The 17,210-nt window shown below is 52.3% G+C and carries 15 protein-coding genes; 8 read left to right on the forward strand and 7 right to left on the reverse strand.

Features of this window, described 5'->3' with window-relative positions:
* Positions 1–43: 43 nt before the first annotated feature.
* The 7 genes from F1728_RS30250 to leuC form a co-directional block, all read right to left on the reverse strand.
* Entirely contained in the window at positions 44–853 is an 810-nt protein-coding gene (locus tag F1728_RS30250; protein WP_155367125.1) for a DUF1573 domain-containing protein, read from the reverse strand.
* Between the two features lie 113 nt (positions 854–966).
* Entirely contained in the window at positions 967–2,253 is a 1,287-nt protein-coding gene (locus F1728_RS30255; RefSeq protein WP_155367126.1) for an MFS transporter, read from the reverse strand.
* A gap of 117 nt (positions 2,254–2,370) precedes the next feature.
* Positions 2,371–3,918 (reverse strand): Gfo/Idh/MocA family protein, encoded by a 1,548-nt coding sequence (locus F1728_RS30260; protein ID WP_145185607.1) that lies wholly within the window; start codon positions 3,916–3,918, stop codon positions 2,371–2,373.
* A gap of 132 nt (positions 3,919–4,050) precedes the next feature.
* Entirely contained in the window at positions 4,051–5,292 is a 1,242-nt protein-coding gene (locus tag F1728_RS30265) for a DoxX family membrane protein (RefSeq protein WP_155367127.1), read from the reverse strand.
* 260 nt (positions 5,293–5,552) lie between these two features.
* A complete protein-coding gene (locus F1728_RS30270) occupies positions 5,553–6,656 on the reverse strand; it encodes an FAD:protein FMN transferase (protein ID WP_155367128.1) in 1,104 nt (367 codons plus the stop codon).
* A 94-nt stretch (positions 6,657–6,750) separates the two neighbouring features.
* The gene (gene leuD / locus F1728_RS30275) at positions 6,751–7,341 is read right to left on the reverse strand and encodes a 3-isopropylmalate dehydratase small subunit (RefSeq protein WP_155367129.1); all 591 of its coding nucleotides are present in this window, start codon (positions 7,339–7,341) and stop codon (positions 6,751–6,753) included.
* A gap of 73 nt (positions 7,342–7,414) precedes the next feature.
* Complete coding sequence (gene leuC / locus F1728_RS30280; protein ID WP_155367130.1) at positions 7,415–8,836, reverse strand: 3-isopropylmalate dehydratase large subunit; 1,422 nt, start codon at positions 8,834–8,836, stop codon at positions 7,415–7,417.
* A 627-nt stretch (positions 8,837–9,463) separates the two neighbouring features.
* Between leuC and ffh the strand changes: the two genes are divergently transcribed.
* From ffh to F1728_RS30320, 8 genes are all read left to right on the forward strand, one after another.
* Positions 9,464–10,942, forward strand: a complete 1,479-nt coding sequence (gene ffh, locus F1728_RS30285) for a signal recognition particle protein (protein WP_145185592.1) — start codon at positions 9,464–9,466, stop codon at positions 10,940–10,942.
* A 75-nt stretch (positions 10,943–11,017) separates the two neighbouring features.
* A complete protein-coding gene (gene rpsP, locus F1728_RS30290; RefSeq protein WP_155367131.1) occupies positions 11,018–11,413 on the forward strand; it encodes a 30S ribosomal protein S16 in 396 nt (131 codons plus the stop codon).
* 42 nt (positions 11,414–11,455) lie between these two features.
* A complete protein-coding gene (gene trmD / locus F1728_RS30295; protein WP_155367132.1) occupies positions 11,456–12,157 on the forward strand; it encodes a tRNA (guanosine(37)-N1)-methyltransferase TrmD in 702 nt (233 codons plus the stop codon).
* A 73-nt stretch (positions 12,158–12,230) separates the two neighbouring features.
* The gene (gene rplS / locus F1728_RS30300) at positions 12,231–12,593 is read left to right on the forward strand and encodes a 50S ribosomal protein L19 (protein ID WP_145041361.1); all 363 of its coding nucleotides are present in this window, start codon (positions 12,231–12,233) and stop codon (positions 12,591–12,593) included.
* Positions 12,594–12,697: 104 nt separating this feature from the next.
* Complete coding sequence (locus F1728_RS30305) at positions 12,698–13,096, forward strand: YraN family protein (protein ID WP_155367133.1); 399 nt, start codon at positions 12,698–12,700, stop codon at positions 13,094–13,096.
* Positions 13,097–13,179: 83 nt separating this feature from the next.
* A complete protein-coding gene (locus tag F1728_RS30310; RefSeq protein WP_155367134.1) occupies positions 13,180–13,623 on the forward strand; it encodes a RidA family protein in 444 nt (147 codons plus the stop codon).
* Between the two features lie 594 nt (positions 13,624–14,217).
* Positions 14,218–15,495 carry a beta-ketoacyl-[acyl-carrier-protein] synthase family protein gene (locus tag F1728_RS30315; protein ID WP_155367135.1) on the forward strand — a complete coding sequence of 426 codons (1,278 nt, stop codon included), beginning with the start codon at positions 14,218–14,220 and terminating at the stop codon, positions 15,493–15,495.
* A gap of 187 nt (positions 15,496–15,682) precedes the next feature.
* Positions 15,683–17,161, forward strand: coding sequence for an aldehyde dehydrogenase family protein (locus F1728_RS30320; RefSeq protein WP_155367136.1), 1,479 nt, complete (start codon positions 15,683–15,685; stop codon positions 17,159–17,161).
* Positions 17,162–17,210 lie beyond the last annotated feature (49 nt).

Raw genomic sequence — 17,210 nt, forward strand, 5'->3', positions numbered from 1 at the left:
TTAGAAGTCACAAAAACTGCTGATCGCAGGGTTTGAGGACGCCTCAATTGGCTTGCGGTGAAGCGACTTCGGGCCTGAGAACGGTTTTCTGATCGGGGCCCTGGATTATTAAAGGCACGTAGAGTTCCGGGAAATCGGTATCGTTGGTCTTGATCACAACCAGACCGTCATGTTTTCCCGGCGGCACAAGATCTTCTACGATCACATCCACTTTTTGCTGTCGGAGTCCATCGTTGTTTTCCAGTGCACCGAGTTCCACCTTGGCATATTTGGATGTGCTCTTGACGCTGATGATTTCAAAATCTTTACCGCCACGGTAATCAGAGACCGTCACGGGGTGGACGGTGCGACCGGGGGTGAACTGGTAGATCACCAGTGCTTTCGGTTTAACAACCAGTCTGCGAATGGGAAGTTCCACTTTGAATGTCAAGCGGGCCACGCGTTCCATCGTATCTTCGTATTTGAAGTCGACGAAGAGCTCCTTCTGTCCGGGAGATTCACCCGCCGTTTCCATTTTGAGGATGAACTCGCCTGATTCGTGAGGTTCATAGACCCGTTTCTCCAGATGCGGTTGTAGACAGCCACAGCTGGGAATGAGTTCTTTGACGGTGACGGTCTGATCGCTCAGGTTTTTGAAGCGAAATCGGGCACCGACGACACGTTCGGTCTCTTTGATCATTCCCCGGTCGACAAGAAATGTTTCAAATGCCAGAGCAGGGCGAGGGGCTCCTGCCATCGATTTCTGCACGGTAGAACCATTCCAGTAAGCGATACTGGAAAGGACGAATGGTAAAGTGGCCAGAGTAAGTAAGCTGCGTCTGGTCCATTTTGACTGTAAGATTCGATTGAGCATGGCATCCGTGCCTGTCTGAATGATTACCGGAAAAGATCTATACCAAATCTGCGGTATCTTTATCAAATTCCGGCAGTTAGGACAAGCCCGGGTTCGAAAGCCGCTCTCTGGACTTAAGTTTCGACTTGTGTAGAAACATTCGATTCTGAATTGCCTGATTTAAGACCGCTCATCAACAGCAGTCCCAATACCATGATTCCTGCTCCCGCCCAGTAGGGAGCGGTAATGCTGCCGGCTACCAGTCCATTACTGGTTCCCTTGAACAGAATGATCCCGGCCAGCGGTCCCAGGATTCGTGCGAGAGCTGAGATACTCTGGCCGACTCCCAGAATTCCTCCCTGTTCATCCTCTGAAGTATTCAGCGAAAGCAGAGACTGCAGGGAGGGGGTGGTGGCGGAAAAGCCAATCACCGAGATAGGGAGAACCGCGTAGAGCAGGGGGTAGGAACCGGAATTACCGGCGACCCCAATTAATAACAGTCCAATCACCATTAAGACGATTCCGATGAGTCCCATGCGAAATTCCCCCAGCTTGGGGATCAGTCGTCGCACAAGAATGCCCTGGCTGAGCGTCAGGATCAGGCCAATGTAAGCAAAGATGAAGAAGTTGCTGCGGGCAGCGAATCCGAGTTCCTGCGTGAGCAGTGAGAGGGTGGATTCGAACTGGGCAAAGGCGAAGGTGGTTAAAAAGATGGTCAACAGGATCAGACCGATTCGTGGTTTTGAGAGTGCATGCCTGAAGCTGGCGATATCAAACCAGTGGTGGCGACGAGTCAGTGACTCTGACGTTTTCTGCTGGAGTGATTCCGGTAATTTGAAAATAGACAGCAGGGCAGCGATGCCGGAGAGCACGCTGGCCACATAGCCGGGAGCAGCGCTGGGAGTCGCTCCCGCTTCTGCAGAAACAAAAGCAGCACCGATGAGTGGGCCGAACGTAAAGCCGATACCGAAGGCGGCACCGATCAGGGCCATGCCTTTACCGCGTTCTTTGGGGCCGGTAATGTCGGCGATGTATGCTTGCGCTGTCGGAATCGTGGCTCCGGCGATGCCGGCGCCGATCCGTGTGATAAAGAGCCAGGTTAATGCGCCGATTCCTAGAAATGTTCCTGTATTCCCCAGTGAGGTCGCGAAACCGAACAGGCCGTAGAAGAAGGTGGAGCCCACGAGCCCCAGAATCAAAATCGGACGGCGTCCCACACGGTCTGACAGGCGCCCCCAGATCGGGGCGAACAGAAACTGCATGGCGGAAAAGGATGCCATTAACAGCCCGAGCGTGGTACCGCCTGCTTCAAAATGCTCTCCATATCGCGGGAGCAGGGGGAGTACGATTCCAAAACCGAGCAGATCAATAAAAACAGTTACGAAGATGAGAAACAGGCCTGCCTTGCGTCCTTCCGACACGTGGATCCCCTTTGAAGCAGAAGTCAGTACGGTTTAAAAAGCAACAATGCCGAGGAAAGGACTCCTCGGCATTGTTGAATCATTGTCGAATTCGAGTTGGAATTCAATAGACCGCACTCAGGCAGTTTTATCTGCAAAGTCGGCTTCCGGGGTGGCCGGGTTATCGGGATCGAACCATTCCGGTTTGAACTCGATGCGGACTTTGTGCTTCATGGCCAGGTTGGCTGTGAGTGCCATGATCGCATCTGCCATCGCGACCGTACCGTTACACTTCAGGCCGCCTTCGAGAGGACCTTTGTGGTTGTCGGTACGAATACAGTGGCAGAAGTGTTCCATCTCTTCTGTATAACCGCGGCTGATCTTGTCACCCATGGCCTTGGTCGTATCTGAAGCGGCAGCGGAAGGTGCTGTCGTTTCATACGCATCCAGAACCGGGCCACTTCCATCGCTGGACTTGATGACCCACAGACGCTGGTCTGGACCCCCACCGCCGGTAGAAGGACTGGCTTCTTTGAAGAGCAGGGCTTCTTTTTCGGTTTTCATGATCAGGGTTCCCCGGCTACCTAGGACGGTTTCACCGTAAGGTTCCCAGCGGTTGGTGTTGATCGAGGAGTAAGTCACGATGCAGATGTCACGCGGATTCGTTTCCGGATCGTAGTGAGGACCTGGGAATTCAAAGGTCACGTAGACGTGATCGTCGATCTCGCGATCATCTTCCTGTTTGTCCTTGGATCCGATGCCTTTGACACCGTAGAAGTTTTTCCCGCCGTAACCCTGAACGGCCAGCGGATGAACTTTACCCAGGAAGATACTGCAGGCATCCAGCTGGTGACTGCCCAGTTCGGCCATCAGACCGCCACCGGTTTTGTTGTACAGACGCCAGTTGATGAGTTCGTCCATGTTGTCGTAGCCGTATTCCTGGACTACTTTCTCCAGGGCTGCTTTGTCCTCTTTGGGGACACCTTTCCGCCAGCTGTCACGACCGGGGAAGCTGTTGTTCCGGTGCCATTGAGCGCGAATATGACGGATATCGCCCAGCAGACCGGTTTTGACCAGCTGGTTGGCGTTATCGTACAGAACGCTGTAATGACGCTGGTGACCTACAGCCAGCAGCAGGTTTTTCTCGCGGGCTTTTTTGATGAGCTCTTTGCACTCGGTAATGTTGTGGGCCATCAGTTTTTCTGAGAGCACATGCAGTCCTGCATCCAAAGCTGCCATGGCGATCGGAGCATGCTGACTCAGGGGAACAGCGATAACGACTGCTTCCAGACCCAGCTGATCCTTGGCGGCGATCAGTTTTTTATGGTCATCAAACTGTTTGATCTTGGCTGCTTTTTCATCACCCAGTTTATTGATCAGGCCCACGCGGTGTTCGTTGCCGTGACCGTGCATTGCTTTCTTGCGGTTGGAAGGCCGCAGATCGGCTATCGCCACGATCTCCATGTATTCGGGCGGATGCTGTGTAATAAGCACGCTGCCTTCATCGCCGGTGCCGATAAAACCAACTTTTACCGGCTTACCTTTGAGCTTTTCATAGCCGAAGTAGGCGGCTCCCAGGCCGGTTGTTGCTGCAGCAGCGGTCGTGATGAAATCACGTCGTGTAAACGAAACTGCTTCGTTGAAGTTGTCTTTACCGATTTGTTCCTGTTCAGGTGTCAAATTCATATTGGTTCTCCCTGGTACGCAACGCGTAAGTGTTACCTTATTGGAGGAAATTTAAGGTTTAGTGGTTATTATAGGTGGGAAACAAGGCGTTTGTAAGCTGTACCTTTACTTATTACGTTACTTGGTACCGATTTAGCTGGCTTTATTCGCTGTTTTTTTCCGTTTCTGGAAAAATCGGTAAAACAGTCCATCAATGCCAAACCAGGTACCGGTTGGCAGGGCAGCGATCGCCAAAAGTGCAAGGACTTCGATCAGGTTCTTGTTGACGATAAAGCTGTGTTCCGGACCTGGTGCTTCAGGAACTCCCGGCCAGGGAGGCATTACCAGATAGAAGGAAAGCAGCATGCCGGCTGCAGCGATGGCTGCGACGCGGGTTCCCAGTCCAATCAGCAACAGGATTCCCAGAACCGTTAAGCTGGCGATGGTCATCATGTTGACCCGGTGGATCTGCGTGTTTTCCGGTGGAACCGGTCCGGCTGCGAGTTGTTCGGCTGTCAGAAGCTCCCGGGCTTCCGACTCCATTTCGTCTTCCATGGCGCGAATCGGGTTGACCAGTTCGCCTTTCATCTGCTGGATTTCAGACCAGATTTTGTTCAGATGATCGACTTTGTAATCCTGGTCCGCCTTGGCCAGTTTCTGTTCGTATCGATCCAGGGCGATCTTGTACTGTTCGATCTTACCGATCCGTTTTCCGTCGATCGTTCCTTCCTGCTCGACATCAATCTCCCCTGCCAGTTCGGGATTCCCCCGCAGTGAAGCCTGCATCTTTTCGATGTAGCTCAGACGTGAGGAACGAGCATAGGCCTTATCAACTGCGTCGTAGAATTCGCGATCGAGTTCGGTACCGCCGGTCAGTTTACCATCGGCGCCTTTTTTGACGGGCACCATCGACTGCAGTCGCTGCTTTTCGCGAGGTGTGATGTGCTTTTTACCATCAACGAGCAGCAACTTACGTTCAGGATCGTAGCTGACCACGCTTCCAAGGCTACCGTCGATTTTGACTTCAGGCGGTAAGGCACTCAGTTTAGCAGCAAAATATTTATTGCCATGGATCATCTGGTGTAGACGCGACTTCTGTTCGTCGGTCAGGTTCGGGTAGTGGTTCAGGAAACGTTGTTCCCAGGCAGTCCACTTGGCTTTGACTTTGTCTGCATCCAGCCAGTTCAGGTCATTGGGGTCACCTGTCATATCCCGGAACTGATCGCGGAAGGGGCCCTTGGCATTATTCAGATAGCCTGCAGCGGTCCAGGGTCTGGTTGAGCTGAGCGTTTCAATTTTCCACATGCCTTCGTACAACAGCTGCCAGCCGATGGAAAGGCGTAAGACAACGATGAACAGGATGGCAATCCCTGTAATTTTCTTTAAATCTTGCACTCGTCAATCCTCTTGATTTTAGGGGATTTCTATGGGTTTGGCTTGTGTTTCCGTAATGGTGGTCGCGACGCTGTGCGATCAGCAGAGACAATCTGTGCTGAATTCTGACAGGCGGACGACGCTGAAGACGACAGGACATTGGCTGTCTTGTCTGAGATCAGCATTCATCAGAACAGGGCAGGCAGGTCTCTCTGGTGAAGAGAAAACAATTGCCGGAAATCAGTCTGTTCTGTTGAAGATTCCCTTATAGCGACAAACAGTTATGACAACAATTGGTCGCGGTCCAGGAACAGAAACTCATTGGGGATTCCACGAATCACCGGGGAGAGTTTTCTGCCATGCGCAGGCGGGGGAATTAAGATCGTACCGATTTCTGTATGATTATCGCAATACTCCAGAGCCTTTTCGATGCCGATTACGTAAAAAGCGGTGGAAAGTGCGTCTGCCAGGGCTGCATCAGGGGCAATAACCGTTACAGACAGTAATTCTGAGACCGGCCAGCCTGTTCTGGGGTCAAGAATATGCCCGTAACGCTTCCCTTGATGCCGAAAATGCTGCACGGAAGAACCGCTGGTCGACATCGAGCAGTCCTTGAGCAGAATTGTTCCCAGTCGCTGGCTGGTAAACAGTGGGTTTTTGATTCCCACCGGCCAGCCTGGTAGTTGATTGTGTGTGCCCCTGGCCAGAATACTGCTGAAGCCGCCGTAGAAGAGCCAGTCTTCCAGTTCCTGATCAAGCAGAAACCGTCCGGCCTGATCCAGGGCATAGCCTTTGCCGATGCCTCCCAGGTTGAGTTCATTTTGGGGCGAACGATAACGGATGGTGTGGGCCAGATTGTCAAATTCGAACTGATCGATGCCGGTGTGGGACAGGCAGTCTGAAATCTCTTTTTCAGTAGGAATCCGCCCCTGCAGGCGGCATTCCCGCCAGAGGGCAATCAAAGGACCGGAGGAGGGATCAAAGCCACCTTTCGTATCAACGCAGATTTCTCGTGAGCGGTCCAGGATTTCGAACAGTCGCGGATCCATGGAGACGGCACCGTTCGCGGCCTGAGTATTGACGCGCGACATCTCACTGGTGGGCTTGTAGACGGTCATCAGATGTTCGAGCTCATGGATCAGGTCCAGAGCATCGGAGGCGTGCATCACCTGTTGACTGGGGCCAGGGTTCATGACAACCGCAAACTCGGTTGCCATGGCCCGTGTGCTCAGACGGATTGTCGAGCCACCGGAGGGGGCCGCAAAATCTTCCGTCGCATCATTCAGGTAATCAGCAATATCATTTCCGACCCGCTCCGCAGCCTGTTTCAGGACGCGGCCGGTCAGAAAGTCTCGCCGATTACTTGTCGTTTTTTTTTCAGACATGGGGACATCTTGGGTATGTCAAGTCGTGCGCTTGCCTGACAGACACCGAAACCTCCGCCCGTTCTGAAACAGGCGGAGATCTGAACGCGTTGACTCAGGCAAACGAAGTAAAGTAAGGCACATCAGCGGCCCGGTCTTTGATTTCGTCCGTACTCTTGAGCAGCTGTGCCAGGAAGTCGTAGGTACCTGTGGTCAAGGCGGAGCGTGCATTGTCAGGCAGCGTACAATCGAACTCCTGATCTCCACAGCGAACCTTCATTGCCAGCAGGTCGACAGTGATTTCCTGGTCGGGATTGGCCTTCACAGCCTGATCCAGTTGTTCCAGCGCTTTACGCGAAGCACAGACGGCGGGCACACCCAGTGAGGTGCAGTTTCCGAAGAAAATTTCTGCATATGATTCAGCGATAATCGCCTGGATTCCCCAGCGAATCAGTGACTGGGGGGCATGTTCACGTGAAGAACCACAGCCGAAATTTCGTCCGCCGATCAGGATGGACGCGTTCTGGTATTGGGGTTTATCGAACGGATGATCGGGGTCCTGCAGGCGATCGTCTTCGAATGCATGTTCTCCCAGACCTTCAAAGGTCACGCACCGCAAAAAGCGGGCGGGAATGATGCGGTCTGTATCGATGTCATCCAGCAGCAGAGGGATACCTGTTCCGGTTACGGATTCAATTTTAGTCATGATTCGGTCTTCAAATATATCTTAAATGGAATTGGCTGTTCGTAAGGTTGGACGGTCCTGTGAGCGTGACAGATTACGCGGTAGCGGCACCAGACAGTTCGCGGACATCGGTGACGCAGCCACTGACGGCAGCAGCGGCAACCATGGTCGGGCTCATCAGCAGGGTACGGCCTGTGGGGCTACCCTGTCGTCCTTTGAAATTACGGTTGCTGGAAGAAGCACACAGCTGGTTGCCCACCAGTTTGTCCGGGTTCATGGCCAGACACATGGAGCAACCGGCTTCACGCCATTCAAAGCCGGCTTCGATGAAGATTTTATCCAATCCTTCTTCGATAGCCTGTTTACGAACCAGCTGAGAGCCGGGAACAACGAGGGCTTTAACGTGTTCAGCCACATGCCGTCCTTCGACGACTTTCGCTGCTTCACGCAGGTCGGAAATTCGCGAGTTGGTACATGAGCCGATGAAAGCGACGTCGATCTTCTGGCCTTTGATCGGCTGGTTCTCTTCGAGTTCCATGTAACGATAGGCTTCTTTGATCAGTGTCTGCTCGTCTGCAGGATAGCTGGAGACGGCGGGCAGTGACTCGGAAACGCCGACGGATTGGGCGGGGGTGATACCCCAGGTCACGGTAGGTTCGATATCGGCTGCATCGAATTCGACGACATCGTCAAACTCGGCATCCGGACCTGAGGCCAGGCTGAGCCACCATTCGGCTGCTTTTTCGAAGGCTTCTCCCTGAGGGGCATGCGGACGTCCCCGCAGGTAATCGACAGTGGTCTGGTCGGGATTGATGTATCCACAGCGGGCACCACCCTCGATGCTCATGTTACAGACCGTCATCCGCTCTTCCATCGTCATCCGGTCGAAGACATCGCCGGCATATTCGTAAGCGTATCCAACGCCACCTTGAACGCCCAGTTTGCGAATGATGTAAAGGGTGACATCCTTTGCGGTTACGCCTGGTCCGAGTTCGCCGTTTACTTTGACCTGACGGACTTTAGGACGTCCCAGTGCCATGGTCTGGGTGGCCAGCACATGGGCAACCTGGCTTGTTCCAATTCCCAGTGCGATCGAACCAAAAGCGCCGTGAGTACTCGTATGGCTGTCACCACAGACGATTGTCATGCCGGGTTGTGTCAGTCCCTGTTCTGGTCCAACGACGTGCACGATTCCCTGACGGTCATCGGAGACATCCAGCAGCGTGACACCGAATTCGGCGCAGTTCTTCTCAATCGCGGACATCATCTGTTCTGCCAGATTGTCTTCGAAAGGGCGTGCCTGATTCTGAGTGGGGACGATGTGGTCGACTGTGGCAATGGTCCGTTCGGGGAACAGAACTTTAAGACCGCGGTCGCGTAACATTTCGAAAGCTTGAGGACTGGTCACTTCGTGAATCAGGTGCAGGCCGATCAGCAGTTGATCCTGACCGGATTCCAGAGTTTTGACAGCGTGTAAATCCCAGACTTTGTTAAACAGGTTTTGTGTGTTACTCATTTTCGTTTTCTTCGTTCCAACTTGGATAGTTCTCTGACAGAATCGTTTGACCAGGTCTTGCCGGTGATGAATTGTGGTCACACTCTAAAAAGACGTGACACGATAGCAGGCTGGACGGTTCTTGTGTACTGGTGGCCAGTTAAGGCGGGAGCAGTCTTTCGCAATCACGAACCATACACAATCTGGGGCCTGATTATAAGGTTTCCGGGATCAACAAATCCAAAAAAACAGCTGCAGCCCCATCAGGGGCAGATAATCGGCTGACTCAGAGTCCACTGCCTGATGACATTATTGCAGAATGTTGCGGCTTGTGTATAACATTGTAGGAAATCTGTGGACCAAAAGGGGTAAGAATTTTAAAAAGGTGGGCTGGAACCGTTGTGTATTGTTCAGTCAGTTTTTAAACTCCACGGCTTGATGCAAGTTATTGCCTCATCATAACTTCATGAATACCAACAGCGAAATCGACAGTCTCCGCTTGTCTTAACCTGCGGTTATTGCTTGGCTTACGTTGCGTGTTGGCGCTCAGCTTCCATTGAGAATGAGCTGATTTGAGGCACTGTTTTTATCGCTTTTCCAGGCGATAAATGCACCCACGATTAACATTTAACGGTCTGGTTATCTAAAGTGTTTGAAGGATTAACTGCCAATCTGAAAGATGCACTCACCGGTCTTGCCAAGGGTGGAAAGCTCACCGAAGGCAATATCAGGGACGGGTTGCGCCAGGTCAGACAGGCGTTGCTGGAAGCAGACGTTAATTATGAAATAGCCACCAGCTTTATTGATCGGGTGACCGAGCAGGCAGTTGGTGAGAAAGTTCTGAAAGCCGTTCGCCCTGATGAGCAGATCATCGGGATCGTCCACCAGGAACTGATCAACCTGATGGGCCCGGTCGAACCCGGTTTCGATTTCAAAAAGTCAGGCATCACCGTCATTATGATGTGTGGTCTGCAGGGGAGTGGTAAAACCACAACCTGTGGTAAGCTGGCCCGCCTGCTGAAAGAGCAGGGACGTAAGCCAATGCTCGTCGCTGCCGACTTGCAGCGTCCCGCGGCGATTGAACAGTTGAAAGTCATTGCCGGTCAGGTAGAAGTACCGGTTCATGCAGAGGCTCCGGACGGAAACAACGCCGTCAAAGTCTGTCAGAATGGTCTTAGCCAGGCGAAGAAGCTTGGGAATGTCGATACGGTTATTCTCGACACCGCCGGTCGTCTGCACATCGACGAAGATCTGATGAAAGAGCTGGAGCAGATCGAACGTAAGCTCCAGCCCGACCAGGTCATTTTCGCTTGCGACGCGATGACAGGTCAGGACGCAGTCAACAGTGCCAAAGCGTTCAACGAAGCGCTGGAACTGGATGGCGTCATTCTGACCAAACTGGATGGTGACACCCGTGGTGGTGCCGCTCTGAGTGTGAAAGAAGTCACCGGAGTTCCCATCAAGTTCATCGGTGTCGGAGAGGCCCTCGATCGCCTGGAAACATTCCATCCAGACCGGATGGCAGGACGTATTCTGGGTATGGGCGACGTCGTCTCCCTGGTGGAGAAGGCACAGCAGCAGTTTAATGAAGAAGAAGCTGCCGACCTCCAGAACCGGATGGCACAGGGTAAATTTACCCTGACTGATTTCCAGAAGCAGATGGCGACCATCCGCAAAATGGGGCCCATGCGGGAAATCATGAAAATGATTCCCGGAGTGGGGGGACTGCTGGATACAAATCCGGATGTCGACCCTGGTGCTGAAATGAAGCGGATTGATGCGATCATCGGTTCGATGACTCCTGCAGAACGGGAAAATCCCGAACTGATCGATCACAGCCGTCGCCGCCGGATTGCCATGGGAAGTGGCTCCGATCCTTCGGACATCAGTCGTCTGGTCAAGGATTTCAATAACATGGCCGGCATGATGCAGAAAATGGCCGGCATGGGCATGCGTGACAAGATGAAAGCGATGCGCGAGCTCTCTTCCGGGGGCATGATGGACCCCATGGGAGGCATGACCAAGAAAAAAGAACGCAGCAAGCGTGGTGGTGATATCAGCAAGCTGCGTGAGAAGCGAAAAAAAGACAAAAAAGCCAAAAAGAAGCAGCGAAAAAAGAATCGCTGATTCAGAGGCGATCTCAATTGAATTCAATTTTTGTATCTTCCAAAGTTTAGAGTTAGTATCCTAAAGGAGAAATTTGTGGCAGTTCGAATTCGTATGAAAAGAATGGGCCGGACACATCGCCCGTTCTATCGTATTTGTGTAATGGATTCACGCAAACAACGTGACGGTGAAGCGATCGAAGAAATTGGTACCTATGACACCTCCGTCGCTGACAAAGCACAGCGCGTCGTGATCGACATGGAACGTGTGGATTACTGGATGTCAGTTGGTGCTAAACCTTCCGAAAACGTGGCAACACTGATCAAGAAGGTCAAGAAAAACAAATTCGGTTCCGCTGCGGCACCGGCTCCCATGCAGGCTCCCAAAGAACCTCCTGCTCCCGAACCGGAAGCAGAAGCTGGCGAATCAGCAGAAACAGCTGAAGCACCTGCAGAAGAGACCGCTGCTGAAGAAACCCCGACAGAAGAGTAAGGTCTGCGTCAGCCCTGACGTTTTGCTCTGTGAGTGAGCATTATGCGATTTGATATTCTGACTTTGTTTCCCGAACTGTTTGACAGCTATCTTGAGCAGGGGTTGCTCAAGCGGGCGATTCAAAATCAACTGGTCGAGGTTCAGCGTTGGAATTTCAGGGACTGGGCAACAGACAAGCATGCCTCGGTAGATGATCGCCCTTACGGCGGTGGACCAGGGATGCTGATAGGCTGTGACACGGTCTATCAATGTGTAGAGCATGTTCAACAGGTGGTTCCGGAACCCGGTAAGCTGATCATGTTGACCCCTCAGGGGAAAACGCTGAATCAGAAACTGGCCCAGGAGTTATCCCAAGAACGTCAGCTCACCTTATTGTGTGGAAGATACGAGGGGTTCGACGAACGAATCCGCATTGGTCTGGAGCCAATGGAAATTTCGGCAGGCGACTTCATCACCAACGGAGGGGAAGTCCCGGCCATGTTGATTATCGAGACTGTGATCCGGCTCATACCCGGAGTACTCGGAGACGAGAGCAGTGCCAAGTATGATTCCTTTTCGGAATCGGGACTGCTCGAATATCCGCAGTACACACGGCCTCAAAACTTTCGTGGAATGGAAGTTCCGGAAGTATTATTAAGTGGAAATCATCAGGAGATTGCGCGCTGGCGGCATGAGCAGAGTCTGCAGCGAACTCGCGAGCGACGAAATGATCTTCTCACTGAGTCGGAATCAAATTCAACCTGATTTTTTAACGTAAACAGCACGTTCCCAAGGGCTCTTTCAGAGTCAGTCAGGCGTGCCAAGAGGACTTGAAGTCATGCAGGAATTATTGAAAAAAGTAGAAGAATCAAGCCTTCGTGAAGAGCCGCTTGAGTTCGAAATCGGCGATACCGTCGACGTGCATACCCGTATCAAGGAAGGTAACAAGGAACGCATCCAGGTTTTCACTGGTGTTGTGATTGCCCGTCGCGGCAGCGGAACCCGTGAAAACTTCACCGTTCGCCGCATCGTAGCCGGTGAAGGTGTAGAGCGAATTTTCCCTGTGCACTCTCCCAAAATCGCCAAGCTGGATGTCAAACGTCACGGTCGCGTTCGTCGCGCCAAACTGTACTACCTCCGCGATCGCGTTGGTAAAGCAACCCGTCTGACCGAGCGTCGCGCCAAAAGAGACGGCGAGTAATCGATCGAAACAGAAACAGCAGCACTGTCACTGCAGCAGTGCTGCTGTTAGACGTTCTGGTGCGCACTTACGATTGAGCCTGCCCCTTGTCGAAGAGGCTGCTTATGGCTGGAAACTGGTTTGGCAGATTTCTAGGTGATCGGGGTGAGCGTGCCGCCGTCCGTTATCTGAAACAGCACCGTTATCAGATTCTTGCTCGCCAGTATCGCATTGAACTCGGCGAAATAGACATTATCGCCCTCGATCAGGAAACGGTCGTCTTTGTCGAAGTCAAAACCAGGAAATCAACCGCGAAAGGTCAGCCCTTCGAGTCCGTAACAGGACAGAAACAGAAACAACTGACCCGTCTGGCAGGCGTCTTTCTTAAAAAACATGGTCTGCTGAAGCATCCCGCACGGTTCGATGTGATCTCCATTCTCTGGCAGGCAGAACAGAAGCAGCCTGAAATTCAGCATTTTCAAAATGCCTTCCCTCCGGCGGGGGACTTCCAGTTCTTTATCTGAGTCACCTCGATTGTAAATCGGTGACAATCCTTCTAAAGTACGCGGAATGAATTACTAAATGTTCTTTCCTGAAGGAGTCGACTATGTCCGCTGAGCAGAAAGCTGCTGAACTGGGGCTGAATTTTGAGCCTGTTGAACCTGGGTATCTCAATCTCTGTATTCGTACCGGTAACCTGTTGATGACTTCTGGTCATGTGAGTGATCAGAAAGGACGTCTGGGTGAAAACGTAAGCCTCGAAGAAGGGATTGCTGCGGCCCGCGATTGTGCCGTCAAGATTCTGCGGTCAGTTCGGGATGAGCACGGAACACTCGATGGGCTGCGGGTCATCAAGCTGCTGGGCTGCGTCAACTCGACTCCTGATTTTACCGATCAGCACCTGGTGATTAATGGTGCTTCTGATCTGTTCCACGAGCTCTACGGCAAGACCGGCGATGGTTATCACGCCCGCAGTGCACTCGGTTTTGCGGCTCTGCCTACAGGTGTGGCTGTTGAAGTAGAGGCGATTTTTGAAATTATCGATGCATAATAGACGGCCTGGCTGCTGAAGTGTCAAACTCTGGCAGTCAGGTTGAAAGTACCATTCAGGGCGGCTTTTCTGTGAATTCGCTTGACAAATTTGTCTGGTCAGTGTGTAATACACCTTGATTGGTATCTACCAGAAACTAGGTATGATTGAAGGGGACCTCAATTATATTATTAGTTCTGGCTGGATTTCACTCAAAACTGTGAAAAGGATTTCCAACCTGAAACGGGAGTTTTACCTCTCATTCCACCTTGCTTTTACAGCACCTTCCTTGAGTTCTGCGGGCGCAGTCCGGAATTAAGTCTCACCTTTTTGCCAACTGGCCTGCTAACCGGTTATAGCGATATAACTTGTTAAATCTGACTACTTTAAGGGTTATTAAGCAGGGTTTGAGATCACTCTCAGATTTTGGGTTGCCTTTTTCCGATAATATAAACAGGAGAAGGAACTCGAGATAAGCTGCAGTGGTAATTCTCCATTTGCTTGACACAGAATGTGTTAAGTCGAGAGTTACGTAGATCTTATAACTATAGGCTGAAACAGTTCGCAAAAAGGACTGGAACTGTTTCTCTGTAGGAAATTAAGGGTCAGGCTAAGATGGCTGGGTCAAATCAAACGCGCGTGGTCATTTCCGGAATTGGAGTTGTATCTCCAATTGGTATCGGTATAGACAGTTTCTGGCGCAATATATGTTCAGGTGTTTCGGGGATTGATCGTCTACAATCAATTCCAATCGAGAATCTTCCGTCCAAACTGGCTGCAGAAGTCAAAGACTTCAATCCGGACGAGCACCTCTACAACAAGAAATTCATCAAAGTCATGTCACGCGACATCCAGCTTGGGGTGTCTGCTGCTTCCGATGCTGTGAAAAACGCAGGTATCAAACGGGGAACCGTTGATCCTGAGCGTTTTGGTGTCTCCTTTGGTGCTGGTCACATTCCGACGACTCCCGATGAACTGGTCGAAGCCGTCAACCGCTGTGCTGCCGATGATTCGTTCGAAGTCACCCGCTGGGGTGAAGACGTTCTGGGGCAGATCACTCCGCTGTGGATGCTGCGACAGCTCCCCAACATGCCAGCCTGCCATATTTCCATTGAGCATAACGCTCAGGGACCGAATAACACGATTACCAGCCAGGACTCTTCTGCCTTACTGGCTCTGGCTGAAGCGATGCGTTGGATCAAGCGTGGCGCAGTCGACTGCATGGTTGTCGGTGCTTGTACCTCCAACATCAATCCCGTCGATCTGTCCCGGAAGAATCTCATCGATCTGCTGTCACGCGATGAAGATCCCAAACGTGCCTGTCGTCCATTCGATCGTGATCGCAATGGTACGATTCTCGGTGAAGGTGCTGCAGCTTTCGTGGTCGAAAACTATGATCATGCCGTTCGCCGCGGTGCTGAAATCTATGCGGAAGTAATCGGACTCGGTGCCGGCTGTGATGGCAGTTCAGACGAGCAGAACGATACCGGCCTGATGCGGGCTGTTGAATCGGCTGTGCGTCAGGCAGGAATCAGACCTTCCGAACTGGGGCACATCAATGCCCACGGTAAGAGCACGAAGATCGACGATCAGGTCGAAGCACGTGCCTACCACCGACTGTTCGGCGATGATGCGGTTAAGATCCCGATTACAGCACTGAAGAGCTACTTCGGTCACTTCGATGCCGGCTCTGGAGCTGTTGAACTCGCAGCCAGTATTCTGTCGCTGCGGCATGGTGCAACTCCAGCCACGTTGAACTACGAAACGCCGGATCCATTGTGTAACCTGGATATCGTGCACGGTGAAGTTCGGCCGCTCATTACACCAACGACGATGTCGGTCAGCCGAACCTCCTTTGGGCAGAGTGCTGCCGCGATTCTGCGGGCCATCTAAGCCAGTCGCTTCTGCTAAGAATAACTCTCACTGCGTGAATTCTGCGCGCAGTCACACATCCCTCTTGAGAAGCAGAGCAAAAAACATCAGAATGGAAGGGTAGAGCAGACCTGTCTTTAGTGTCTGTTGATGAACAACCTTTGTTCCTGATCCAATTACGCTCGCTAGAACCTCAGGAGATCACGTCATGGCCACAGACGCTTTAGATACCGTAGCAGCTACTCCCCAGATTCGCAGAACTCAGTTACTGATCGATGGTGAATGGCGCGATGCGGTCAGCGGGAAAACTTTTGCGACAGTCAATCCGGCTACAGAAGAAATCATCGCAGAAGTAGCGGAAGGGGATGCAGCTGACATCGATCTGGCCGTTAAAGCTGCCAGGGCTGCTTTTGAAACAGGACCCTGGTCGAAGATGGATGCCCGGGATCGAGGGCGGCTGATGTACCGTCTGGCCGACCTGATTGAAGAAAACATTGAAGAGCTGTCTGCACTGGAGTCTCTGGATAACGGCAAACCGATTCGAGACAGTCGTGCTGCAGACCTGCCTCTGGTAATTGACTGCCTGCGGTACTATGCCGGCTGGGCAGACAAGATCGAAGGCGCGACCATTCCAATTCGCGGCAACCATTTCTGTTATACGCGACGGGAACCCATTGGTGTCGCCGGTCAGATCATTCCCTGGAACTTTCCCTTGCTGATGGTTGCCTGGAAATGGGCACCTGCACTGGCGGCCGGTTGCACAATCGTCATGAAACCGGCAGAACAGACGCCGCTTTCCTGTCTGCGTCTGGCGGAACTGGCGATGGAAGCCGGCTATCCACCCGGGGTCATCAACGTGGTACCTGGTTACGGTCCCACCGCAGGTGCCGCATTAGTCAAGCATCCAGATGTTGATAAGATTGCCTTCACGGGGGAAGATGCGACCGCCAAAATCATCATGGCTGATGCCGCCCAGACCCTCAAGCGCCTGACATTTGAACTGGGCGGGAAAAGTCCGAATGTCGTTTTCGCCGACAGCGATCTGGACGCTGCTGTAGCAGGTGCTGAGTTCGGGCTGTTCTTTAACCAGGGGCAGTGCTGTTGTGCCGGCAGTCGATTGTTCGTTGAAGAAGCCGTTCATGAAGAATTCGTGGCCAAGATTGTCGAGAGAGCTTCGGCCCGTAAGCTGGGAGATCCTCTCAATCCCGAAACCACTCAAGGCCCACAGGTCGATCAGGCACAGATGGAGAAGATTCTGAGCTACATCCAGAAAGGGACTGAGGCCGGGGCAAAATGCGTAACCGGTGGATCCCGTTTTGGTGAGAAAGGTTACTTCGTAGAGCCGACGGTCTTCGATCAGGTGACCGATGATATGCCGATCGCCACCGATGAAATTTTTGGACCGGTAATGAGCATTCTTCCGTTCAAAAACCTGGATGAAGTCATCACGCGTGCCAACAATACCCAGTTTGGGCTGGCGGCAGCGGTCTGGACCAGTGACGTGAAAAAAGCACACCTCATGGCGCAGAGTATCAAGGCCGGAACCGTCTGGGTGAACTGTTATGATGTGTTTGATGCCGCCGCTCCCTTTGGTGGATTCAAACGGAGTGGCATCGGGCGTGAGTTGGGGGCGGCCGGGCTTGCCAACTATACAGAATTGAAGACGGTGACCATGAATCTGGACTGATCGTCTCACCAGGCCCAGACGCCTTCTCGATGAATAAGGGGTGAAATAG

It is taken from the genome of Gimesia benthica (assembly GCF_009720525.1).
Taxonomy (GTDB): domain Bacteria; phylum Planctomycetota; class Planctomycetia; order Planctomycetales; family Planctomycetaceae; genus Gimesia; species Gimesia benthica.